The 23,571-nt window shown below is 57.2% G+C and carries 21 protein-coding genes and 1 other RNA gene; 14 read left to right on the top strand and 8 right to left on the bottom strand.

Going from position 1 to position 23,571, the window contains the following annotated elements; all coding sequences use genetic code 11:
- On the bottom strand, positions 1-1,198 hold a 1,198-nt coding region (locus ACR0JX_RS19580), incomplete at its 3' end, for a DNA polymerase III subunit gamma/tau (protein ID WP_480545484.1).
- A 173-nt stretch (positions 1,199-1,371) separates the two neighbouring features.
- Between ACR0JX_RS19580 and ACR0JX_RS19575 the strand changes: the two genes are divergently transcribed.
- Together ACR0JX_RS19575 and ACR0JX_RS19570 are read left to right on the top strand one after the other, a co-directional pair.
- The gene (locus ACR0JX_RS19575; protein WP_480545482.1) at positions 1,372-1,878 is read left to right on the top strand and encodes a protein-tyrosine phosphatase family protein; all 507 of its coding nucleotides are present in this window, start codon (positions 1,372-1,374) and stop codon (positions 1,876-1,878) included.
- A gap of 191 nt (positions 1,879-2,069) precedes the next feature.
- Complete coding sequence (locus ACR0JX_RS19570) at positions 2,070-2,918, top strand: alpha/beta hydrolase family protein (RefSeq protein WP_480545480.1); 849 nt, start codon at positions 2,070-2,072, stop codon at positions 2,916-2,918.
- 34 nt (positions 2,919-2,952) lie between these two features.
- Here ACR0JX_RS19570 and rsgA read toward each other — a convergent pair whose 3' ends face one another.
- From rsgA to ACR0JX_RS19555, 3 genes are all read right to left on the bottom strand, one after another.
- Positions 2,953-3,981 (bottom strand): ribosome small subunit-dependent GTPase A, encoded by a 1,029-nt coding sequence (gene rsgA / locus ACR0JX_RS19565; protein ID WP_480545478.1) that lies wholly within the window; start codon positions 3,979-3,981, stop codon positions 2,953-2,955.
- Positions 3,982-4,140: 159 nt separating this feature from the next.
- An RNA gene (gene ffs, locus ACR0JX_RS19560) (signal recognition particle sRNA small type) lies at positions 4,141-4,239 on the bottom strand.
- Between the two features lie 39 nt (positions 4,240-4,278).
- Positions 4,279-6,156 (bottom strand): bifunctional 2',3'-cyclic-nucleotide 2'-phosphodiesterase/3'-nucleotidase, encoded by a 1,878-nt coding sequence (locus ACR0JX_RS19555; RefSeq protein ID WP_480545476.1) that lies wholly within the window; start codon positions 6,154-6,156, stop codon positions 4,279-4,281.
- Positions 6,157-6,336: 180 nt separating this feature from the next.
- On the opposite strand from ACR0JX_RS19555, the gene nudC reads away from it, so the two are divergent.
- The 4 genes from nudC to ACR0JX_RS19535 are packed head-to-tail and all read left to right on the top strand — an operon-like array spanning position 6,337 to position 8,878.
- Positions 6,337-7,320, top strand: a complete 984-nt coding sequence (gene nudC / locus ACR0JX_RS19550; protein ID WP_480545474.1) for an NAD(+) diphosphatase — start codon at positions 6,337-6,339, stop codon at positions 7,318-7,320.
- A gap of 35 nt (positions 7,321-7,355) precedes the next feature.
- Positions 7,356-7,823, top strand: coding sequence for an SRPBCC family protein (locus ACR0JX_RS19545; RefSeq protein WP_480545472.1), 468 nt, complete (start codon positions 7,356-7,358; stop codon positions 7,821-7,823).
- Between the two features lie 33 nt (positions 7,824-7,856).
- Entirely contained in the window at positions 7,857-8,330 is a 474-nt protein-coding gene (locus ACR0JX_RS19540; RefSeq protein WP_480545470.1) for an N-acetyltransferase family protein, read from the top strand.
- A 5-nt stretch (positions 8,331-8,335) separates the two neighbouring features.
- Positions 8,336-8,878 (top strand): chloramphenicol phosphotransferase CPT family protein, encoded by a 543-nt coding sequence (locus tag ACR0JX_RS19535; protein ID WP_480545468.1) that lies wholly within the window; start codon positions 8,336-8,338, stop codon positions 8,876-8,878.
- Between the two features lie 10 nt (positions 8,879-8,888).
- Here ACR0JX_RS19535 and ACR0JX_RS19530 read toward each other — a convergent pair whose 3' ends face one another.
- Positions 8,889-9,722 (bottom strand): prephenate dehydratase, encoded by an 834-nt coding sequence (locus tag ACR0JX_RS19530; RefSeq protein ID WP_480545466.1) that lies wholly within the window; start codon positions 9,720-9,722, stop codon positions 8,889-8,891.
- Between the two features lie 120 nt (positions 9,723-9,842).
- Here ACR0JX_RS19530 and ACR0JX_RS19525 point away from each other — a divergent pair, with 120 nt between their 5' ends.
- The 5 genes from ACR0JX_RS19525 (at position 9,843) to ACR0JX_RS19505 (ending at position 16,246) form a co-directional block, all read left to right on the top strand.
- Positions 9,843-10,355: a c-type cytochrome gene (locus tag ACR0JX_RS19525; RefSeq protein WP_170534527.1), complete on the top strand. Its 513-nt coding sequence runs from the start codon at positions 9,843-9,845 to the stop codon at positions 10,353-10,355.
- A gap of 174 nt (positions 10,356-10,529) precedes the next feature.
- Positions 10,530-12,473 (top strand): extracellular solute-binding protein, encoded by a 1,944-nt coding sequence (locus ACR0JX_RS19520; RefSeq protein WP_480545464.1) that lies wholly within the window; start codon positions 10,530-10,532, stop codon positions 12,471-12,473.
- Between the two features lie 6 nt (positions 12,474-12,479).
- Positions 12,480-13,565: a microcin C ABC transporter permease YejB gene (locus ACR0JX_RS19515; protein WP_480545462.1), complete on the top strand. Its 1,086-nt coding sequence runs from the start codon at positions 12,480-12,482 to the stop codon at positions 13,563-13,565.
- Entirely contained in the window at positions 13,566-14,672 is a 1,107-nt protein-coding gene (locus ACR0JX_RS19510; protein ID WP_480545460.1) for an ABC transporter permease, read from the top strand.
- The gene (locus ACR0JX_RS19505; RefSeq protein WP_480545458.1) at positions 14,669-16,246 is read left to right on the top strand and encodes an ABC transporter ATP-binding protein; all 1,578 of its coding nucleotides are present in this window, start codon (positions 14,669-14,671) and stop codon (positions 16,244-16,246) included. The genes ACR0JX_RS19510 and ACR0JX_RS19505 overlap by 4 nt, the downstream gene beginning before the upstream one ends.
- 19 nt (positions 16,247-16,265) lie before the next feature.
- Here ACR0JX_RS19505 and ACR0JX_RS19500 read toward each other — a convergent pair whose 3' ends face one another.
- Entirely contained in the window at positions 16,266-18,194 is a 1,929-nt protein-coding gene (locus ACR0JX_RS19500; RefSeq protein ID WP_480545456.1) for an elongation factor G, read from the bottom strand.
- A gap of 210 nt (positions 18,195-18,404) precedes the next feature.
- On the bottom strand, positions 18,405-19,760 hold the full coding sequence (gene hemN / locus ACR0JX_RS19495; RefSeq protein ID WP_480545454.1) for an oxygen-independent coproporphyrinogen III oxidase: 1,356 nt from the start codon (positions 19,758-19,760) through the stop codon (positions 18,405-18,407).
- Between the two features lie 61 nt (positions 19,761-19,821).
- On the opposite strand from hemN, the gene fnrL reads away from it, so the two are divergent.
- Positions 19,822-20,565: a transcriptional regulator FnrL gene (gene fnrL / locus ACR0JX_RS19490; protein WP_480545452.1), complete on the top strand. Its 744-nt coding sequence runs from the start codon at positions 19,822-19,824 to the stop codon at positions 20,563-20,565.
- 55 nt (positions 20,566-20,620) lie between these two features.
- Positions 20,621-20,875, top strand: coding sequence for a GlsB/YeaQ/YmgE family stress response membrane protein (locus tag ACR0JX_RS19485; protein ID WP_480545450.1), 255 nt, complete (start codon positions 20,621-20,623; stop codon positions 20,873-20,875).
- A 46-nt stretch (positions 20,876-20,921) separates the two neighbouring features.
- Here the strand turns inward: ACR0JX_RS19485 and ACR0JX_RS19480 are convergent, their stop codons facing one another.
- Positions 20,922-21,761 carry a universal stress protein gene (locus ACR0JX_RS19480; RefSeq protein ID WP_480545448.1) on the bottom strand — a complete coding sequence of 280 codons (840 nt, stop codon included), beginning with the start codon at positions 21,759-21,761 and terminating at the stop codon, positions 20,922-20,924.
- Positions 21,762-21,953: 192 nt separating this feature from the next.
- On the opposite strand from ACR0JX_RS19480, the gene ccoN reads away from it, so the two are divergent.
- Positions 21,954-23,561: a cytochrome-c oxidase, cbb3-type subunit I gene (ccoN, locus tag ACR0JX_RS19475; protein WP_170533199.1), complete on the top strand. Its 1,608-nt coding sequence runs from the start codon at positions 21,954-21,956 to the stop codon at positions 23,559-23,561.
- The last annotated feature ends 10 nt before the right edge of the window (positions 23,562-23,571 follow it).

Genomic DNA, 23,571 nt, shown 5'->3' with positions numbered 1-23,571 from the left:
CTCCTGGTCCACCCATGGGTGGACCAGGAGGCGGCGCATCTTGAAGACGTTTGATCAACTCTTCCGGGCTGGGCAGGTCGGCCACATGGGTCAAGCGGATCACAGCCATCTCGGCTGCCATCATCGCGTTTGGCGCGGCCGAGACCTCCTCAAGCGCTTTCAGCAGCATTTGCCACATGCGGGTCAGCACGCGCATGGGCAGGGCTTCGGCCATCTGCTGTCCGCGCGCGCGTTCGTCAGGCGATACGGTTGGGTCCTCTGCCGCGTCCGGCGTGATTTTCACGACCGAGACCCAGTGGGTGATCTCAGCCAGATCGCGCAGCACGGCTAGCGGATCGGCGCCTTCGGCATATTGCGCGCTGAGTTCAGTCAGCGCGCCGGCGGCATCGCCCCGCAGGATCATGTCCATTAGGTCCAGAACCCGGCCACGATCCGCCAAGCCCAGCATCGCGCGCACTTGATCTGCCGTCGTCTCTCCGGCCCCGTGTGAGATCGCCTGATCCAGCAATGAGGTCGCGTCGCGGGCAGATCCCTCAGCAGCACGGGTGATCAGGGCCAACGCGTCCTCGGCAATCTCAGCACTTTCAGCCGAGGCGATCTTGCGAAGCAAGCCGATCATATCTTCGGGTTCGATCCGGCGCAGGTCGAAGCGCTGGCAGCGAGACAGAACCGTGACTGGAACTTTGCGAATCTCTGTGGTCGCAAAGATGAACTTCACATGGGCGGGTGGTTCCTCCAGCGTTTTGAGCAGCGCGTTGAAGGCGCTGGTCGAGAGCATGTGAACCTCGTCGATGATGTAGATCTTGTAACGGGCTGAGGCGGCGCGATAGCGGACACTGTCGATGATCTCGCGGATATCATTGACGCCCGTGCGGCTAGCGGCGTCCATCTCCATCACGTCGACATGACGACCTTCCATGATCGCAGTGCAGTGTTCGCAGACGCCGCAGGGTTCGGTGGTCGGGCCGCCATTGCCGTCCGCACCGATGCAGTTCATGCCTTTGGCGATGATCCGCGCCGTGGTGGTTTTACCCGTCCCACGAATGCCGGTCATGACAAAGGCTTGCGCGATCCGATCGGCCTCGAACGCGTTCTTCAGGGTTCGCACCATTGCATCCTGACCCACCAGATCAGCAAAGGTTTCCGGGCGATATTTGCGGGCGAGAACCTGATAGGCGGGGCTGTCTGTTTCGGTCATGTCTGCTCTGGCGGATTCGGGACGTCGCCACAGCGTAGTGGCCGCCGCTGCCCGCGTCCACAGCGGGGTTCAGGAAATTTGGTTTGGAGAGAATCGGGATATGCGTAAACTGGGGTTTCAAATTTAAACAAACATAACTTTTGAGCGGGCGAGGATTTGGGAGGAGGACTTTGATGTCTCAACTGGTGGTCTATGCCCTGCAAGTCGGGGGCGGCACGCTTGCGTTGACGTCGCTGCCGGGTCGTGGGGGTGACTATGCGGAGGATCTGGACACGATATCCGACTGGAAACCGGGGCTTGTGATCTCGATGACGACAGAAGTTGAGATGCTTCAGGACGGCGCACAGAGCTTTGGCGGTGACATTCAGGGGCGCGCCAGCCGGTGGGTACATCTGCCGGTCGAGGATTATGGAGTTCCGTCGTCCAATATCGATAATGAGTGGGTTGCGGTCAGCGCGGCAGCGCGACAGGCGCTGTCTGGGGGTGGCCGGGTGCTGGTTCATTGCCGGGGCGGGTGCGGGCGATCCGGGATGATTGTGCTGCGGTTGATGGTCGAATGCGGCGAACCAACTGATGAGGCATTGGCCCGCTTGCGGGTGCTGCGGCCTTGTGCCGTCGAAACCGACGGACAATTGGCGTGGGCGACGCGCGGAGCACCTGCCGAGCTGGAGCTGCGCTGAGGGTAACCAGGCAGGACATCTAGCATATTGAGCATGACGCAGGTGGCCCGGCGCTGATTTGCCTGAAACCATTGCATTGCAAATGTGGACGTTTGGTCAAGCAGTCTGCGGGTTGACTTGATCGCCGGTTGCTGCGCCTCTGTCAGAGGTAAACTGATTGGTTCAGGAAGCACCCGCAGGCGATGTTGGATATGCAAGAGGCAATGAAGGTTGAAGACTTCCGGTTCCCATCCGGATCGTCAACGCTGTCTGCGCGTTTGTACTGCCCTTTAGCTAAGCCCGAAACGGTCGTTGTACTGAACGGGGCAACAGGGGTGCCACGTGACTATTATCAACACTTCGCACACTGGTTGGCGGCAGAACGTGGCATCGCGTGTCTGACCTATGACTACAGCGGTTTTGGCCATTCACGCGCGGGGCGGTTGACAGATTCAAAGGTCACCATGGCCGACTGGGCGCTAATCGATATGCCAGCGGCGCGGGCCGAGATGCGGCGGCGTTATCCAGACGCCAGCCAATGGACAATCGGTCATTCGGTTGGCGGGATGTTGGGGCCGGTACAGCCGGATATCAACAAGATCGACCGCATGATCTGTGTCTGCTCGGGGCTGGTCACCTTGTCGGATCATCCCTGGCCTTACAAGGGTTTGGCGTGGACCTTCTGGTACGGTCATGTGCCGCTGCTGGTGAAGGCACTGGGGTATCTGCCGGGCAAGGCAATCGGGTTTGGGGCTGATCTGCCGGGTCCTGTTTACTGGCAGTGGCGCAGGTGGTGCACTGCGCCGCGCAGCTATCTGCCTGAGATGGGTCAAGACCTGCCACAGGCGCGTTGGACGGATGTGGGTGTTCAGGTAGACCTGTATACCAGCGATGATGACCAGACCGTTCCGCCCGAGGCGGTTTGGCGGTTAGCCGATCTTTATGGTTCCAAGGCGCGGCGTCATGTGCTGTCTGCACGCGACTACGGCGTTATGGAAATCGGTCATATCGGCGCGTTTGCGCGTCGCAACGCAGCTGTTTGGCCCCGGCTGATCGAATAATAGGGGCGTCGATTGCGCGACGCCCCTGTTTTGCTCACTGACCTTTTAAGTGCTTTTTGCCTTTCACAACTGATCGGACCATCTTTCCGAAAGCTTTATCGCGTGCGCGGGATTGGGCGATGGTTTCTGAATTCCTCTGATCCTCGCGCCGGAGCTTACGCCATCGGTCCAGCCGCGAAGGATCAAGCGTGCCATCGGTAATCGCAGCCTGCACGGTACATCCCGGTTCCTGATCATGCCGACAATCCGAGAACCGGCACCCTTGCGCAAGATCCAGAATGTCCGAGAAAACCTCGTCCACACCCTCTTGCGCATCGAGCAAACGCAACGCGCGCATGCCTGGGGTATCGATCAGCCAGCCTTTGTTCCGCATCAGATGCAGGGCACGGGCGGTTGTGGTATGACGTCCATGGGCGTCATCCTCGCGAATGCTTGCCGTTGCCTCTGCCTGACCCGTCATCCCATTGGCCAGCGTGGTTTTTCCAACGCCGGACGAGCCTACCAGAGCAGCCGTTTGTCCGGTGGGGCACCAGCTGAGGATTTTTTCTATATCCTCAGGGTCAAGCGCGTTGACGGTCAGAATGGTCAGGAACGGCCCAAGTTTTTGTGCCTGACGCTGAACTGCGTCGGGATCAGCACACAGGTCCGCTTTGGTCAGCACGATGACCGGATAGCACCCGGCCTGATTGGCAAGGGCCAAGTAACGCTCCAGCCGGGGCAGGTTGAAATCCGCATTGCACGAGCTGACGATGAACAGCACATCCACATTTGCGGCGATCAGTTGCGCTTCGGCCCCAGTGCCAGCGGCACGCCGTTGCAGCAGGCTGCGCCGGTCGAGCAGGTGCTGAATGCGCTGATCCTGATCAGCAAGCACCCAGTCGCCCACTGCAAAGTCGCCAGTTGAACGAGCAGGTGAAGTAAGTGGCGTTTCGCCTGCAGTTGACAGCCCGATCAGACGATCACGGTGCACCGCTGAGATGCGATGGGGGATATAATTAGCGTCATCCACGCTTTGCGCGGCAAAATGAGAGGACCATCCAAGATCCGAAAGTGTATGAGACATTGATCTGCCTATGTTCAGAAACAGAATTGCGACCAGATGGCAGACGCGCATCCGGTGGCGACGTGTTCAGGCAGTCGGGTAGATTGCGATCAGAACCGCGCTGCCTGAAGGGTTTTTGCTACACTCATAAAAGCCCTCCTGCGGCTTGTCGGTTGCGATCAGTGAGAGGTTGGACATCGACCCAAGCGGGGCTCGTTGTGGCTGCTTCCTTCCGGACCTGACCAGGTTGGCGAGGCGCTCGCCCGCGCCAACCTCTCAGGGCTTGATATAGGCAAACCCGGTGCAGATGGCAACCCGTCAGAGAGTTAACTGAATGCGTTCAAAACCTGTGGGATCAGGGGGCAGAACTTGTGGCTCAAATATGTTTAATTCCGCCAAATACTTCAGCGCGCCGGGCCCGGTGGTCAGGATCGCCTGCGCGCCGTCTTGGGGGGCAAGCGCAAAAGGATAGGGTGTCTGTGCCAGCGGATCGGCGGGCAGATCGCCGATCAAATAGTCGCGCAGGACCCGTTTGATATCCAATGGCGGTAAGTTGATGGCCTGCGCCTGATCGACGAATGGAAAATACCCACCTCCGCTGGCGCGATAGTTGTTGAGCGCAACGATGACCTCCTGCTCGGGCCGCAGATCAGACCCGTTAAAGCGCAGCTGGCGTATGCGCCGATTGTCTTGGCCCAGCAATTGCCCTTGGCGGTCAAACCGCGCAGGTTGTGACAGATCGATCTGGTAGCTCAGCCCAAACAGTACATCAAAATTATACCCTGCGCGGCTTGGATCAGTCAGCTCGGATGCGGCATCGAGTTGCAACTGATGAAAAACGCCAGCCGACATCTCAAGCCAGTCGAGAACCTGTGCACCGGTGACTCTGACGGCGCGCAGCTCATTGGGGAAAATATGCAGGTCGGCGATGTGGCGTAGGCAAACCTCACCTGCGGGGACGTCGGTATAGAATCGTGGGCCGGCCCGACCGCCACACTTGTAGGGAGAGACAGCCGATAGCATTGGTAGATCTGCCAGTGCCGAGCCCGCAAGATATGGCCTGAGGCCTGCTGCCTGAGCCATTGCAACAAGTGCAAGCCCCTGATCCGGGGCGCAAAAGCTGAAATAGCTGTGCAAGGGCTGCGAGATTCGGGTCACCGGTTCTGCCATCTCAGCGCGGGTTTTGGAATGGATTGGTGCAAAAAGCGTGACCAGTTCGGGGTTTTCCGGCACCTCGGTATCATCTGATGCCGTGCTCACCGCATGCAGTTTTGCACTTTGCGCGATGATGGCCCAGCCCGCATCGTCTGAATGCGTCATATGCAGATCAATCTGCCCCAGATGTGAGCCTGCGGATCCGGCCATCACCACGGGTTTGCCATGGATCAATCCAGCGTCATGATCCACATAGGGCATGGTGCTATGGCTTGGACCAGGCAGCGTGAAATGCGTATGCCCTGCGATCAGGGCATCTATGCCCGCAAGACCTGCAAGCGCGATCACCGTATTCTCAGACCCGGGGGCTTCGTCTTCCTGCTCGATCCCTGAATGCGCCAATGCGATGATCAGATCGCATCCCGCCGATTTCAGGCTCTGCACCGCGCGTTTGGCCGCGTCGAGAATACCTTCGGCGGCGACCATTCCACTTAGGTGATGCGCTTCCCACTGGGTTGTCTGTGGTGGTAGAACAGAAAAAACACCAATACGCAGCGGGATATCTTGCCCGTTCCACGAAACGGTTCGGTCAAAGATCGCGTGGTCTTGCCAGCGTGTTCGGATGCCTTTGGTTGGGTGCAGATTGCTGCACAGAACCGGGCAGGGCGCATCGGCAAGAATTTGATCCAGCGCATCCAGTCCGAATCCGAAGTCGTGATTGCCCAGACCGATCGCATCGTACTGCAAAGCGGCAATGCCCTGCATCATCGGGTGGGTATCGTGGTCTTGCACCGCCCGGTCACCAAGCGGTGTGCCCTGAAGCGCATCCCCATTGTCGAACAGCAGGACAACTGCATCCCCTGCGGATTCTCGCGCAGATTCGATTAGGCTGGCGGTTCGCGTAAGTCCGACTGAAACATCGGGCAGATCGGCATAATAATCGAAACCGGTCAGGTTCATGTGCAGATCGGTGGTCGCGAGAATACGAATTTTCACGTCTGCGCTTTCGGTCTGACCTGTACAAACTGGTCTTGTTTTCACTCTGAATTACTACTTTTGGGCGATAATATTATTCAAAATCAACATCTAGTAGATTTAATGCACATAAATTTAGGCGTATCAACCACTGCATTGTCGCAGGGACAGGGGGGTGCCGAGAAATGGCATTGCAACATTCTGGTTGCCGTGGCAGCCCTGTCAGCAAAGCCCAAGGGACAATGAATGAAAAACGCAGAACTGGTGACCTTTGGTGGCTCGGGCCTTGATCGAGCCGCCGAGCTGCGATCTGACGCAGAACGGCTGCAACAAGCACACGATGACACAAAGGCGCGCTGCGTCCTGCTGTGGCGCGGAAAACTGCTGGTGCAGGGTGAGGCGCTGGATCAGCTTGTCAGGCTTCCGATGTCACACCCCGTGATTCAAAACGGACCGGGCGGGATTGTCGCTGTCCCTATCTTTTTGGGTTTGGAAGAAGGGCGCGCCTCGATCTTTGCCTTTGACATCTCGGGCTGGACAGCCGAGGGCCAAGATCTGACTGGCCTTGATACTTTTGTTGATCGGTCGGAACAGCAACACCCCGACTTGCCCGTGGGCACCGCGTTTGCTGAGCTGCGCCGGATCATGACCCGGCTTTCAACCCGCGATGCCGAGCTGGCAGCAACCGCCAAAGCTGTTATTGGCTGGCACAAGACGCACAAGTTCTGCGCCCAATGCGGTGCGCCATCCCAGATCGCGCAGGCTGGGTGGCAACGCAGCTGCCCGTCTTGCGGGGCCCAGCATTTTCCACGCACCGACCCGGTTGTCATCATGTTGATCACCCATGGCGACGCGGTTCTGATGGGCCGGTCGCCTGGCTGGCCCGAAGGGATGTATTCTCTACTCGCCGGGTTTGTGGAACCGGGCGAAACTTTGGAAGCCGCTGTGCGCCGCGAAGTGATGGAGGAAGCAGGCGTGCCGGTGGGCGCCGTCTCGTACCTGTCCAGCCAGCCTTGGCCATTTCCGTCGTCGCTGATGTTTGGCTGCGCGGGCGAGGCACTGTCGCGTGACATTAAGATTGATCCAGTTGAAATCGAAGACGCGCTTTGGGTCACCAAAACCGAAATGATGCAGGCCTTCGCCGGAGATCATCCCAAGCTGTTGCCCGCCCGGAAAGGTGCAATTGCGCATTTCCTTCTGCGAAACTGGCTTGCAGATACATTAGACTGACGGAAAACTAGACCAAAAGCGTAGTAAAGGCCGAAATGCAGTTTTCAGCGCGTGAAGATATTGAAGCCCCGATAAACTCGGTATTTGAGATGGTCGCCGATTTCGACCGGTTCGAGCGGATGGCGATGCGTCGCGGCGTAGACGTGCGGCGCGTGACGCAGGACGTCCCGCCTGCGGCGGGCACCACCTGGGACACCGAATTCAAACTGCGGGGCAAAGCACGCCAGATGACCGTTGTCATGACCGATTGTGAACGCCCGGCGCAGATGCGGTTCGAGGCCAACAGCAAGGGGATGGCAGGTGTCACGACGATTGATCTGCTTGCGCTGTCGCAGCGTCGGACTCGGTTGAGCGTGGATATGTCACTAAGCGCAAAATCCCTGCCCGCCCGGTTGCTGTTGCAATCAATGAAGCTGGGGCAAGCGCGGTTCCGCAAGCAATTTCAACTGCGGCTGGCTGAATTCGCGCGCGAACTGGAGCAACGTTACAAGCACGGCTCATGATGTTGGTTGCTGCGGGCAGTTAGGGGCAGGGATTTGAGCGAAATCTTGTACAGACCTGCGCGAGAAGGTGACGCAGAGGGTATCGCAAGCGTCTTGCAGGACATCTTTGAGGCGGGAAAGCGCAAGGCGCCAGTAACAGCCGAGTTTGTTCTGGGTCACTATATCACCCATCCAGACAGTATTCGCTGCACGGTTGCCGTTGAACACATCGGGCAGATCCTTGGGTTTCAGTCGCTGAGATATGCGGCCGAAGACAACCCATATGATGTCGCGGTGGGTTGGGGCATCATTGGCACCCACATCCGGCCATCAGCCGCGCGACGCGGCATCGGGCGCGGATTGTTTGCCCAGACGTTGAACGCTGCCCGCGATTTCGGGCTGACATCAATCGACGCAACGATTGGTGCGGATAATCAAGACGGCCTTGCCTATTATGACGCGATGGGGTTCCGAACCTATCGACAGCTCGATGCTGGGGTGTCAAAAGCCTATACTCTGTTAGTCTGACACGCATGTCCCATATCATTGTCCTTCATGGTGCATCGAGCAGTGGCAAGAGCACAATCGCGCGCGCGCTTCAGAAGAAGATAGAACTGCCGTTCTGGCATATCTCGATTGACCATCTTCGGGATGCCGGGGTGCTGCCTTTGGATCGGTATCGCGCAGCAGAGTTTGATTGGCCCTCGGATCGGGCCGCATTCTTTGATGGGTTCCACAGGTCGGTGGCCGCTTATGCGGATGCGGGCAATCATCTGATCCTAGAGCATATCTTGGATACACCGGGTTGGGTCGAACAGCTGCAGTCCCTGTTCAGAGCTCATGATGTGCTGTTTGTCGCGGTCCACTGCCCATTGCCGGTGCTGACCGAGCGTGAGCGTCGACGAGGGGACCGCCCATTGGGCAGCGCCGCGCAGGATCAAGCCACGATCCACAACGGCAGGCGATACGATCTTGAGGTCACGTCGACCGATGGAACCGATCTATGCGTTGATGCCATACTCGCCACATGGTGCAGCGGTGAACGCCGGTCCGAGTTCTCGGACGCCAAAAACTAACTAAGAGTTGTTAGCCCCTGGGCCGGGCGGCTGGGTAGACCCCCAGAATCTCGACATTGGTTGTGAAGTGCTGCAGCTCATCCATTGCCAGTTGGACATTCCGGTCGTCCGGATGCCCCATGATATCGGCGTAGAACTGAGTCGCCGTGAACGAGCCATCAACCATATAGCTTTCCAGCTTGGTCATGTTGATCCCATTGGTCGCAAACCCGCCCATGGCCTTATAAAGAGCAGCGGGAATGTTGCGAACCTGAAAGACGAAACTGGTGATCATCTCATGGTCACCACGGCGGGAAGTATCAGCCTTAGGCGACATGACCAGAAACCGGGTTGTGTTGTCGCCGTGGTCCTCGATATGGCGCGCCAGTACGTCCAGGCCATAGATTTCGGCCGCCAGTTCACTGGCCAATGCGGCCGAATGCGGATCGTTAGCCTCAGAGACTTCACGTGCGGCGCGGGCGTTGTCGGGGCTGACTCGGCCACGAATACCATGTTCGCGCAGGAAAGTGGCGCATTGAGGCAGCAAAACCAGATGGGAATGTGCCTCGGTCACATCTTCCAGTCTGGCGCCGGGGACACCAAGCAGATTGATGTGAACGCGTACATAAGCTTCGTCAATGATGTGCAGGCCGCTATGAGGCAAAAGCCGGTGAATGTCAGCCACGCGCCCATAGGTGGTGTTTTCGACCGGTAGCATAGCCAGATCGGCCTGGCCCGAGCGAACCGATTCGATCACATCCTCAAAGGTGCGACAGGGCAGCGCCTCCATATCCGGCCGCGCATTGCGGCAGGCCTCGTGACTATAGGCACCTGGTTCTCCTTGAAAAGCAATGCGATTGGTCATTTGGTCGATTCCGTGCAACAAGTTCTTGAATTGGGCGTTTAGTCGCGGTGTCTATACCTTGCCTCTCGCAAGTGGAAGCCTTAGACACCTGCGCAGACAGCTGAAATGGACACGCGATCAATGTTCGACACGATGACAGTTACCAAGGCCTCAGCAGGCCTGTTCGGCACTTTCCTGGTGCTTCTCCTGGCCAAATGGGGCGCGGATATCCTGTATTCACCCGGTGGTCATGGCGAGGCGGAAGCCGCTTACATTATCGAAACCGAAAGCGCGGGCGAAAGCGCGAATGGCGAAGAAGTGGTCTTTGAGGACCTGCTGGCCGCTGCTGATCCTGAAAAAGGTGCACGCGTATTCCGGAAGTGTACTGCGTGTCACAAGCTGGAAGACGGGGCAAATGGCACGGGCCCGTATCTGTACGCAATTGTTGACCGTCCTGTTGCAACGGCCAAAGGGTTCACCGGCTATTCGGCGGCCATGCAGGCGCATGGCGGCAACTGGACGCCAGAAGCCCTGGATGCCTTCCTTGAGCGCCCAAGCGCCTATATCTCGGGCACATCCATGAGCTTTGCTGGTCTCAGAAAGCCAGAAGAACGCGCCGATCTGATTGCCTATCTGCAAACCATCGGCAATTGATCCTTAACAGATCAAAAACTCGTGAAAGCCGCTGCATTTTGCAGCGGCTTTAATTTTTGCGTGAGGATTACTTCACAATACGCTTATGCATTCTAAACTTGAAACTGAGTGTTCTAGACCTTTAGCTAGGCTTAGACGCATTAAGACGTTGACAGGTTTGTAGGAGAGGTGGGGATGACACGCAAAAGCACGACACCAACGCAGGTGCGTATGAACAGGCGCACCGCGCTGCAGCTACTGGGCGGTACGGCTGTTGCTGCAACCGCCCCCGGGCTCGGTAGCGCATTGGCCGCTGGTACTGATGCGGAGACTATCATTCGGGCGCATGGCTATTCGTTCTTTGGTGACCTTAAATATCCACCCGACTTCAAACATTTTGACTATGTGAATCCGGATGCGCCTGTTGGCGGGCATATCTCGGTCTCAACGCGCGGCACGTTCGATGGGATGAACCGGTTCAATTGGCAAGGCAAAGCCGGGCGGTATTCGGGGCTGATTGCGGAGAGCATGTTTGGCGAAAGCCCGTTTGGATCAGCGACCCCTGCAGACTCCATCACAGAAGCTTACGGCTTGTTGGCAGAAGCCGTCGAATACCCAGACACTAAGGAATGGTGCATATTCTATATGCGTCCTGAAGCCAGGTTTGCAGATGGCACTCCACTGACCGCTCATGACGCAGCGTTTACGCATGACCTGTTTCTGGAACAAGGCATCCGCAGCTATGCCCGCGCGGTGAAGCAGCGGATCGAAGGTTATGAGATCATCGATGACCACACGATCAAATACAATTTTGTGGACGGAATTTCGCGCCGCTCCTTGATTTCTCAGGTTGGCGGGACGCCTGTGTTTTCAAAAGCTTGGTACGAAAAAACGGGCGAACGGTTAGACAAGCAGAGCTTGCAAACCCCGATGGGCAGCGGGCCCTACGTGGTCGATGATTTTGAGCTGAACCGCTATATCGTCTATCGACGCAACCCCGACTATTGGGGTTGGGATCTGCCGATCAATGTTGGCCGTCATAACTTTGAGACCGTTCGGGTCGAATACTTCGCGGATGACGCCGCCGAATTTGAGGCGTTTAAGGCGGGTGTTTACACGTTCCGGGCTGAAGGCAGCACCAAGAAATGGGCAACGGGATATGATTTTCCGGCTGTCCAAAACGGCTATGTGAAACGCGAAGAAATTCCGGTCATGTCGCCTCCATCGCCTTCGGGCTTTATCTTCAATATGACGCGGGCACCGTTTGATGACATTAAAGTGCGTGAGGCTTTGGGGCTTGCCTTCAACTTCGAATGGACGTCCGAATCCCTGCAATACGGTCTTACAGAACAGCGCCATTCCTTCGCAGAAAACTCGGAAGTCGCTGCTGAAGGAGTCCCGACGGGTCTTGAGAAAACCTTCCTCGAATCGCTTGGCGATTTGGTTCCCGAAGAGGTTCTGACGCAAGAAGCGGTGCGTGCGCACAGTTCAAACCCGGCCCGCACCGTGGACCGTCGGAACAAACGTACTGCCTTAAAGCTGCTCTCCGAAGCGGGCTGGACTGTAAATGGTGCGGGCAAGCTGCAGGATGCTGATGGCAATCCGATGTCTATCCAGATCATGCTGAATGCGTCCTCTTCGGACACGGCTGAGGCTATCGTGACCACCTATGCATCAAGCCTGGAAAGCTTTGGTGTTTCAGTCACGGTTGAAAAGATCGACAGTGCCCAGTGGATTCAGCGGTACTATGATAAAGACTTCGACATGATCTTTTTCCGCAACCAGCCGTTCTTGGAAGCAGGTACCGGTCTCAAACAGGCGTATGGATCAGAAACCGCCGTCGTATCGTCATACAATCCGCAATCTTTGCAAAGCCCGCTGGTTGACGCGATCATTGATGCAGCTCTGGATACCAAATCGCGCGAGGAAGAGATTGCATCGCTAAAAGCTCTGGATCGTGTCCTTAGATACCTGCGAATTCAGGTGCCTTCCGGATTTGTTTCAGATACCTGGGTCGCCTATTACGACATGTATGAGCATCCCGAGGTGCTGCCTCCGCTGGCTGTTGGGCAGTTTGATTTCTGGTGGTTCAACGAGGAAAAATACCAGAAGCTGAAATCTGCCGGCGCGGTGAGGTAACAGACTTTGGGCGCATATATACTACGCCGGCTGTTGCTGGTCATTCCAACGCTGCTTGGCATCATGATCGTGAATTTCACGCTGGTGCAATTTGTGCCAGGTGGCCCGATCGAGCAAATTCTGGCTCAGATGCAGGGCGAAGGTGATGTATTCGCCGGTTTTGCTGGGGGCGAGAACGTTCAGACCGAAGAAACGTTTGGTTCCGACAGCGAGTACATTGGCGCCCGTGGACTGCCAAAGGAATTCATCGAAGAACTGGAGAAGGAGTTCGGTTTCGACAAACCGCCGCTAGAGCGGTTTTTGAACATGATGGGGAACTACCTGACGCTGGATTTTGGTGAGAGCTATTTCCGGTCGATCAGTGTGATTGATCTGGTGCTCGAAAAGATGCCCGTGTCGATCTCTCTTGGCCTTTGGTCGACCCTGATTGCCTATCTCGTTTCCATTCCGTTGGGCATTCGCAAGGCCGTTAAGGATGGATCGACCTTCGATACCTGGACCAGCGGCACCATTATCGTTGCCTATGCCATCCCCGGTTTCCTGTTCGCCATCCTGCTTCTGGTTCTGTTTGCCGGTGGATCTTATTGGCAAATCTTTCCACTGCGCGGGCTGACCTCGGACAATTGGGAGAGCTTGAGCCTGCTTGGCAAAATCGCTGATTACTTCTGGCACATTGCCTTGCCGATCATTGCGCTGACCATTTCCGCCTTTGCGACGCTGACGCTGCTGACCAAGAACTCGTTTTTGGATGAGATCAAGAAGCAATATGTCATGACAGCCCGCGCGAAAGGGTTGAGCGAGAAACGGGTTCTCTATGGCCATGTGTTCCGCAATGCCATGCTGATCGTGATCGCTGGTTTTCCAGCTGTTTTCATTGGGGTGTTCTTCGGTGGATCGATCATCATCGAGACGATCTTCTCGTTGGACGGGCTTGGGCGCCTCGGGTTCGAAGCCGCCGTGGCGCGGGACTACCCGGTAATATTCGGGACGCTGTTTATCTTCGGCCTGATGGGTCTAGTGGTTGGGATCATCAGCGATCTGATGTACGTCCTTGTCGATCCGCGCATCGACTTTGAAAAGCGGGAGGGATAAGTGGCTCTCTCCCCTCTGAACCAGCGCCGCTGGCGCAATTTCCGGCGTAACAGCCGGGCATTCTGGTCTTTGATCATCTTCTCAATCTTGTTCGGATTGTCCCTGTTTGCCGAGTTCATTGCCAACGACAAACCGATCCTGGTGCAATACCGCGGCGAGTTCTATACGCCGATCTTCAACTTTTACCCAGAAACCGAGTTTGGCGGTGACTTCCAAACCGAAGCGATTTATCGCGACCCTGAAGTGCAATGCCTGATCGACAGTGGTGGTATGGACGCCTGTTTCGACGACCCCGAAGGCATTATCGAACAGATCGACGCCGGAACCTATCAGGCCGATGGGTTCGAACGCGGCTGGGCCATCTGGCCTCTGATCCCGTATTCCTACAACACCAGCGTCGACCGCTCCGGTGCGGCCCCGTTGCCGCCCAACGGGCAGAACCTGCTGGGCACAGATGACACGAAACGCGATGTGCTGGCGCGGGTCATCTATGGCTTCCGCCTGTCGATCCTGTTTACCCTGCTGGTGACAGGCGCGGCCAGCCTGATCGGCATATTTGCCGGGGCCATTCAGGGGTTCTTTGGCGGTTGGCTTGATCTGATTTTCCAGAGGATTATCGAGATATGGTCGGCGACGCCGTCGCTCTATGTCATCATCATCATGTTCGCCATCTTGGGGCGAAGTTTCTGGTTGCTGGTGGCATTGATGATCCTGTTCGGTTGGACAGGGCTTGTGGGTGTTGTTCGGGCCGAGTTCCTACGGGCGCGCAATCTGGAATATGTCCGTGCCGCGCGCGCGCTGGGCGTGGGAAACATGACCATCATGTTCCGCCACATGTTGCCCAATGCGATGGTCGCCACCCTGACTTTCATGCCGTTCATCGTGACCGGCACCATCGGCGGGCTGGCCTCGCTCGATTTCCTCGGCTTCGGCCTGCCATCTTCGGCCCCGTCGCTGGGTGAGCTGACTTTGCAGGCCAAGCAAAACCTTCAGGCCCCTTGGCTGGCCTTCACGGCGTTCTTCACCTTTGCCATCATGCTATCGCTGCTTGTCTTCATTTTCGAAGGTGTCCGTGATGCGTTTGATCCCAGAAAGACCTTCTCATGAGCCTTTTGGATGTGAACAACCTGAGGGTCTCGTTCCGGCAGGACGGGCAGGTCTCGACAGCGGTCAAAGGTGTTTCCTTCACCGTGGACCGTGGCGAAACCGTTGCGTTGGTCGGGGAATCGGGATCGGGTAAATCCGTGACAGCCTTGTCGACAGTGTCCCTCCTGGGGGACAGCGCGATTGTGGAAGGGTCCGTGCGGTATGACGGGCAAGAAATGATTGGCGCGTCCGAGGACAAGCTGATGGAGGTTCGCGGAAACGACATCAGCTTCATCTTTCAGGAGCCGATGACGTCGCTGAATCCGTTGCACACCATCCAGAAACAGATGGCCGAATCCCTGGCGTTGCATCAGGGGCTAACAGGCGATGCAGCGCGCGCTCGGATTGTCGAGTTGCTGACCAAGGTTGGCATCCGCGATCCCGAGGAACGGCTGGACAGCTATCCGCACCAATTGTCAGGCGGGCAGCGTCAGCGTGTGATGATTGCAATGGCCTTGGCCAATAAGCCGGACATCCTGATCGCGGATGAGCCCACGACCGCGCTGGACGTGACCATTCAAGCACAGATACTGGAACTGTTGGCTGAGCTTCAGAAATCCGAGAATATGGGGATGCTGTTTATCACCCATGACCTTGGCATCGTGCGGCGGATCGCTGATCGCGTCTGCGTGATGAAAGACGGAGAGATCGTCGAAACCGGGATCACGGCTGAGATTTTCGACAACCCGCAACACCCCTATACGCGCAAGCTGTTGGAGGCTGAGCCTTCGGGCCAGCCTGATCCTGTGGCCGCCGGTGCCGAAGAGGTTGCACGGACGGATCATCTGAAAGTCTGGTTCCCGATCCAGCGTGGTTTCCTGAAACGAACTGTAGGTCACGTGAAGGCCGTCAATGACGCAACGCTGAGTGTCAGGGCTGGCGAGACATTGGGGATTGTCGGTGAAAGTGGTTCGGGCAAGACCACGCTTGCATTGGCTATCATGCGATTGATCGCATCTGAAGGCGGTATCACGTTCCGCGATCAGGACGTCCGCCGCTGGTCCACGCGCGAGCTGCGACGGTTGCGCAAGGACATGCAGATCGTGTTCCAGGACCCGTTTGGCAGTCTGAGCCCGCGTATGACTTGCCAGCAGATCATTTCGGAAGGGTTGGCCATTCACAAGGTCGACCCGCATCGTGCCCCGCGCGAACTGGTGGCCGAGGTGATGACCGAAGTGGGTCTGGACCCGGCCTCGATGGATCGCTATCCGCATGAGTTTTCGGGCGGACAACGTCAGCGGATCGCGATTGCGCGCGCCATGGTGTTGCGGCCGAAACTGCTGGTGTTGGATGAGCCGACCAGCGCGCTGGATATGACGGTGCAGGTGCAGATCGTCGACCTGCTACGCGATTTGCAGCGAAAATACGGGCTGGCCTATCTGTTCATCAGTCACGATCTGAAGGTCGTTCGGGCGATGTCGCATAACGTGATCGTCATGCGCAACGGCGATGTGATCGAGATGGGCGCGGCGGAAGACCTGTTTGAGAACGCTCAAACAGACTATACGCGCGAGCTGATCGCAGCGGCGGGCTGACGCCCGCCTTGCGCAGTTGTCATGCGTTGACTTTTTCGCGTGAGGCCGTAGTTGGGACCGGTCCGCGCAACTCCTCATAGTGATCGAAGTTCAGGTTTACCCAGCCGGTGCCACGCGTGGCGCTGGCCAGGGTTCGATGCAGCTCATCCTGCGCGACGGCCGGAAGTTGGGCGTTGAAGATTTCCCAACCCGACGCATTCGGGTTGCCTTCAAACCCCAGAACCTGCCCCTGCAGCGAACTGATCGTGGGGACCAGATCACCTACAAAATCAGATGGCAGGTGAATCTCGGCATTCAGAATGGGCTGCAGCACAACTGGCTTGGCTTGCGGCAGGGCCTCACGTACGGCATTCTTGCCAGCCGTTCGGAAGGCATAGTCCGAGCTGTCTACGTTGTGGTGTTTCCCATCGCTTAGGGTGACTTTGACATCCACCACAGGGAAGCCTTCGGGCCCCTGAACCAATGCGTCCTGTGCCCCGTGTTCAACCGACGGGATGTAGTTCTTGGGAACGGCTCCTCCCTTGACGACCTCTTCAAACTTAAACCCCGAGCCGCGGGGTAATGGCGAAACCGAGATGACGACATCGGCGAACTGTCCTGCCCCGCCCGATTGCTTGCGGTGACGATGCCGGTGCTCAATGGGTGCCCGGATGGTCTCGCGATAAGCGGTTTCAACCGCGTCGGTCTCGATCTCAATCCCGAAATCTTCGGCCAGCTTGGCGGTCACGCGCCGCATATGTTGCGGTCCTTGCGAACCCAGAACAGCATGCCCGCTGAGTTCATCCTGTTCCATCTGAAGCCCTGGATCGATCTCGACCAATCGGCTCAGGGCGTTTGACAGGCGCACATCGTCCCGCTCATGCGCTGGCGAGACCACCTGTCGGTGCGCAACCGGGTGCGATGCGGCCCAATCGGGCAGCGGTGTGGCGGCGCGGCTGTCATAGATGAACCCGGGGTTGAGATGATCGGACTTGACTGCGAGGCCGATCTGTCCGGCTTCTAGCGCTCCAATCTGTGTTTTTGCATCCAACGTGGTCAAGTTGCCAACGGTTTCACCACCTAAGGCTTCATGCGCTTTGACACCATCGCCCAGGCCGCGCAGCACTGTAATCTTACCGATATGCTTCTTCACGTCAGCAAACCCAGCAATGGCCCGTGCATTGTCGGCGGCCTCATCCCGCCCAGCGGCGATATCAAACTCCGGGGCCTCGTGCCTTAGGGCTTTCATGAGCCGGGTCAGGCCGTTGCCATGGCTCGCGGCCCCCAGGCAGGCTGGGATTAGTTGGTGGTTCTGTAAGACTTGCGCGGCCAGTTCGTAAACCTCGGCGCTTGGGGGCTGCTTGTCTTCGATCAATTGTTCTAGCAGGTGATCATCAAAATCCGACAAGGTTTCCAGCAGCTCGGTGCGCGCCTCTTGTTCGCGATCCTCAACCGATTGCGGCAGCTCAATCAGGGCCGAGGGTTGGCCTTCCTGATATTTCCAGGCGCGTTCCGAAATCAGATCAACCGCGCCGATGATCGTGTCCCCATCCCGGATCGGCACCTGTCGCAATGCGATGTGATGGGAGCAATAGGTCTGCAGCGCGGCGATGATGTCGCGGATGCGGCCATTTGGGTTGTCCATTCGATTGATGAACAGGAAACAGGGGATACCGGCCTCTTCGACCAAGCGCAGATAGGGTGCGCATAAGACCGCAGCATCGGGGTCGGGCGGCACAACTACAACTGCAGCGTCCGAGATGGCCATGGCCGGGCCGACATAGGCCAACGCATCGCCACCGCCATCGACGTCAACCGCGCACCAGGGCTCGTCCAAATAAGAAAAACCGTGCAAATGCACGGTTCCGCAGATGTCGAATGTTGTGGGGCGCCCGTCGAGGCGGCTTATGGCCTCGACCAGAGTGGATTTGCCCGATTGGCTGGGGCCTAGAACCGTGAAAACGCGCATAAGTGCTGTCCCTCTTTCAGGTTGCAGAGTGGCTGCACGAAAGGGGGTGCCTCACGCTGGGGTGTCGGCACGGGTTGTCTGCGAATGGGCCTGCCTCGGGCTGTGGGCACATATTGTGGCCCACGCCTTGAGTGTGCGGAATCCATATGCCGTGCGTCAAGTCCCCTGTTTCGGATCGCTTGCCCGGGGGTTGCCGCGCAACTGACGATGCTAGATCGCGGAGCTGTGCCCGGCTTTGCTTAGGTCATAAGCGTCGAAACTTCGCGCAATCATCCGGGTTAACGCGCGAGCCTCGGGCGGGATGAACAACCCATTTTCGGTAATGCGCAGCAAACCGTCGAAGGCCGCATTTGCGGAATCGTACATACCGCCCAGATCTTCGACCGATACTTCGAAGTTACGTAGGATTTCGGCTGTGTTGATCTGGAAATCGCACATCAGTGCTTCGATCAGCCGGGCGCGCAGCGCGTCCTGATCCTTGAACAAATGTCCGCGCGAAGTCGAAAACCTCCCATCGCGAATTGCTTTGGTATGCGCCGATGTCGCCGGGTTGTTCTGTGCGTAACCTTGAGGGAAACGCGAAATCGAGCTTGCGCCGACGCCAATCAGAACTTCGGCCTGGTCGTCAGTATAACCTTGAAAGTTCCGTTTCAGCCGCCCTGAATTCAACGCCTTGGTCAGGCCGTCTTCTTGCGTCGCAAAATGGTCGATGCCGATCTCAGCGTAGTTGTCCCACATGAACAGGCGGCGGGCTGTGTCGAACAAATCTAACCGTTGTTCCGGCGTTGGCAGCGTTTCGGACGGGATAAGTTGCTGTCGTTTCGCCATCCAAGGGACATGGGCGTAGCCGTATAGCGCCACCCGGTCCGGATTAAGCGACAGAAGCTTTTGAACGCTTTCGGTCATGCGCGCCTTGGTCTGGTGGGGCAGGCCATACAGAATATCGGCGTTCAAACTGGTGATACCGCGTGTACGGATCAAATCGACCGCATCGCGGGTGGTGTCATAGCTTTGGATGCGGCCAATGGTTTTTTGAATCTCGTCTTCGAAATCCTGGACACCGATTGAGGCCCGATTCATGCCCGCCTCGGCCAGCGCATCCAGCCGTGCTTCGTCAACCTCGTTCGGGTCGATCTCTACTGAGAACTCGGCATCGGGGCCCAGAGGAACAATGCTAAAGATATGCCGGGACAGATCACGCATCAGATCGGCGTTCAACAATGTCGGCGTGCCACCGCCCCAATGAAGGCGCGACAAAACCACACCCTCGGGCAGGCGCGCTGCCAGCAAATCAAGCTCGGCTTTCAGCACATCCACGTAAGCGATCACCGGGTTATCGGTTTGTGTCCCCTGCGTGCGGCATGCGCAGAACCAGCACAACCTGCGACAGAAGGGGACATGGATGTACAGCGAGATCGCGCTTCCAGGCCTGATTGCGGAAACCCAGTCGCCAAAACGATCCGCCCCCACATCATTGCTGAAATGGGGGGCGGTGGGATAGCTGGTGTAACGCGGCACCTTCGCGTCAAAAAGTCCAAGCCGAGCCAATTGTGATTTCTGTATCATAGCGATACCCTAGGCAGATAGACGACTTGGCTGCTTTGACCGAGATCAAGTGGGAACGCGCATGACAGCAAAACTACAGTTCGATCACGCCAACTGTGAAAGTTGCCCTATCCGCCATCGCGCTGTGTGTGCGCGCTGTGATGCGGATGAACTCGAAACACTCGATAGCATCAAGTACTACCGTAGCTTCGAAGCAGGTCAGACGATCATTTGGTCGGGCGATCAGATGAATTTTGTCGGCTCGATTGTGTCGGGTATCGCGTCGCTGACCCAAACAATGGAGGACGGCCGGACCCAGATGGTGGGTCTGTTGCTGCCCAGCGATTTTGTCGGTCGCCCCGGACGCGACGCGGCGGCCTATGATGTGCAGGCCACCACGGATGTGGTCATGTGCTGTTTTCGCAAGAAACCCTTCGAAGACATGATGAATGTGACGCCACATATTGCACATCGTCTGCTTCAAATGACCTTGGACGAGTTGGATGCCGCCCGCGAGTGGATGTTGGTTCTGGGGCGCAAAACCGCACGGGAAAAGATTGCCAGCCTGTTGTCGATCATTGCCCGACGCGATGCATCGGTCAGCCAAAAGGGGCTGTCTGGTCCGTTTGTTTTCGATCTCCCGCTTACACGCGAAGCCATGGCGGATTACCTTGGTTTGACGTTAGAGACCGTCAGTCGACAGATTTCGGCGCTCAAAAAGGACGGGGTGATCTTGCTGGAAGGCAAACGCCATGTGACTGTGCCGGACATGGATCGGCTGATGGAAGAGGCCGGAGATGACTCGGATGGCGGGTTTCTGGTCTGAGTGTCTGGCTGGGTAGCGGTCGCAAAAGCCGCGCGCCAGTATTAAGGAGAATGCCGTGGAATTCAGCAGTGTATTGGCCATGGTTGCAATCGGCGCAATCGCAGGTTGGTTGTCCGGCAAAATCATGGAAGGCCGTGGCTTTGGCCTGTTCGGGAACATTATCGTCGGAATAGTCGGCGCTTTTGTTGCCGGTCTGATATTCCCGGCGCTGGGCTTTTCCGTAGGTGGCGACGTGTTCTCGTCCATCTTTGCTGCCACACTTGGCGCGGTGATATTGTTGTTCCTGATCGGTTTGGTACGGCGCGGATGATCAACGAAGCTGCCCAGACAGGCAGCCTCCACAGTGCAAACCCTGTTTAGTGGGCCAGAAAAACCGGCACCACAGACTGCTCGAGCATATTGCGCGTTGCCCCGCCCAATATCGCCTCGCGAAAACGCGAATGGCCATAGGCCCCCATCACAATCATGTCCGATTCCGTGTCGGTCGCATGCCGATTCAGGATGTCGGAGACGCGGGTCATGGTTTTGCTGAGTACTTCGATTTCACATTTCACGCCGTGCCGTGCCAGCATCTGTGATAAGCCGCCACCTGGATCCGACCGGTCGGGCCCGTGTCGGGGCGGGTCGATTACTACGATGCGCGCCAATTCAGCTTGTATTAGGAACGGCAAGGCGCGTCGAACGGCGTGCATTGCTTCGACACTTTCGTTCCAGGCAATCATGATGTTCTGGGGTGCAGCAACTGGGTTGTCCTTGCCCGGGACAACCAGAACCGGGGCGTGACCTTCGAACATCGCAGCCTCGATGATGGGCTCTGCTTCGGCGCCACACTCCTCCCCATAGGGTTGAGACAGCACGACGAGATCTGAGAACCGGGCGCGGTGCGCGACGTGGCGGCCAATATCGGCAATCTGGGCAACGCCACTTTCGGCTGACCAGCGCGCAGATGTCTTTTTCAGATAATCCTTTGCAAACGCCAGAACTTCATCGGCATCCGCATTGGCCCGGCTGAGCGTTTCCTGAAGGATCAACGCGTTTGCCCCGGCGTAATAATAGCCGGTTTGGCTGCGATCGACACCCAGGCACAGGGCCTCGGCATGACCATCCTGTGCCTCGGCCAGAACGGCTGTCTGGGCAAGTGCAGGCTGGGCCAATTTTGTTTCAGTCATGATGGTGAGAATAGATTTATAAGCCATGTCGACCTCATCTTCCGGGCGCGGGTTCGGTATGGGTAGACGCCCATTCACCTATTATGCGTGTCACAGAAAACGGCGACTTGTCTTGACTCAGATCAAAGCAGTCGGGACCATCATTCGACATTACATCAAGCAGTCAAAAAGGTTCTGCGCGGCATGTAAATCGCGCAGAGCAGGGTAAAGGGACGCAATATGTCGAATTACATCAAGCTGATCGTGCTTGGCCTATTGGTGGTGTTTGCTGCCATAGGGTCAAACTACGCACGGGATTTGGCGTATCAGGTGCATGCGATTCTGGTGATGGTCATCGCCGCGGGATTGTTCATCTGGACGCTTCGAAACACGGATGAGCCAGATATTCTTGTAGATCGCTCGGGCGAATACATGGATGACGTGATCCGCTATGGCGTGATCGCAACCGCCTTCTGGGGTGTTGTTGGGTTCCTTGCAGGAACCTTTATTGCGTTCCAGCTGGCCTTTCCAACGCTCAACTTTGAATGGGCGCAGGGCTATCTGAACTTTGGTCGTCTGCGTCCGCTGCACACGTCGGCAGTGATTTTTGCATTTGGCGGCAACGCGTTGATCGCGACGTCGTTCTACGTGGTGCAACGCACCAGTGCTGCGCGACTGTGGGGCGGTAACCTCGCATGGTTCGTATTCTGGGGCTATCAACTGTTCATCGTGCTGGCCGCAACTGGCTATGTTCTGGGTGGTACGCAGTCCAAGGAATATGCCGAGCCTGAATGGTATGTGGACCTGTGGCTGACCATCGTCTGGGTCGCCTATCTTGCAGTGTATCTGGGTACGATCATCAAGCGGAAAGAGCCCCACATCTACGTGGCAAACTGGTTCTACCTGGCGTTTATCGTAACTGTCGCCATGCTGCACCTGGTCAACAACATGACCATTCCAGTCAGCATCTGGGGTTCGAAATCGGTTATCGTCTGGTCCGGCGTGCAGGATGCCATGATACAGTGGTGGTATGGCCACAACGCTGTGGGCTTCTTCCTGACTGCGGGCTTCCTGGGCATGATGTACTACTTCATCCCGAAACAGGCCGAGCGTCCGGTGTTCAGCTATAAGCTGTCGATCATCCACTTCTGGGCGCTGATCTTCCTGTATATCTGGGCCGGTCCGCACCACCTGCACTATACCGCGCTGCCGGACTGGGCCTCGACGTTGGGCATGGTGTTCTCGATCGTGCTGTGGATGCCGTCCTGGGGTGGTATGATCAACGGTCTGATGACCCTGTCGGGCGCATGGGACAAGCTGCGCACGGATCCGATCATCCGTATGATGGTTATCTCGGTCGGCTTCTATGGAATGTCCACCTTTGAGGGTCCGATGATGTCGATCCGTGCGGTGAACAGCCTTAGCCACTATACCGACTGGACCATTGGTCACGTGCATTCGGGCGCCCTGGGCTGGAACGGCATGATCACCTTTGGCGCGCTGTACTTTCTGGTGCCTGTCCTGTGGAAGCGTGAGCGTCTGTATTCGCTGCAGATGGTCAGTTGGCACTTCTGGCTCGCCACCATCGGCATCGTGCTCTACGCCGCGTCGATGTGGGTCACCGGTATCATGGAAGGCCTGATGTGGCGCGAAGTGGATGCCAACGGTTTCCTAGTGAACTCGTTCGCCGACACCGTGGCCGCCAAGTTCCCGATGTATGTGGTTCGCGGTTTGGGTGGGGTCCTGTTCCTCGCTGGCTCACTGATCATGTGCTACAACCTGTGGATGACTGTACGGAAAGCGCCGGCCCGTGAGGCCAACCTGACCGTCGCAGTCCCGGCTGAATAAAGGAGGCTGG

This window comes from Ruegeria sp. AH7, assembly GCF_056541325.1.
This window is presented reverse-complemented; position numbering and strand designations above follow the sequence as displayed.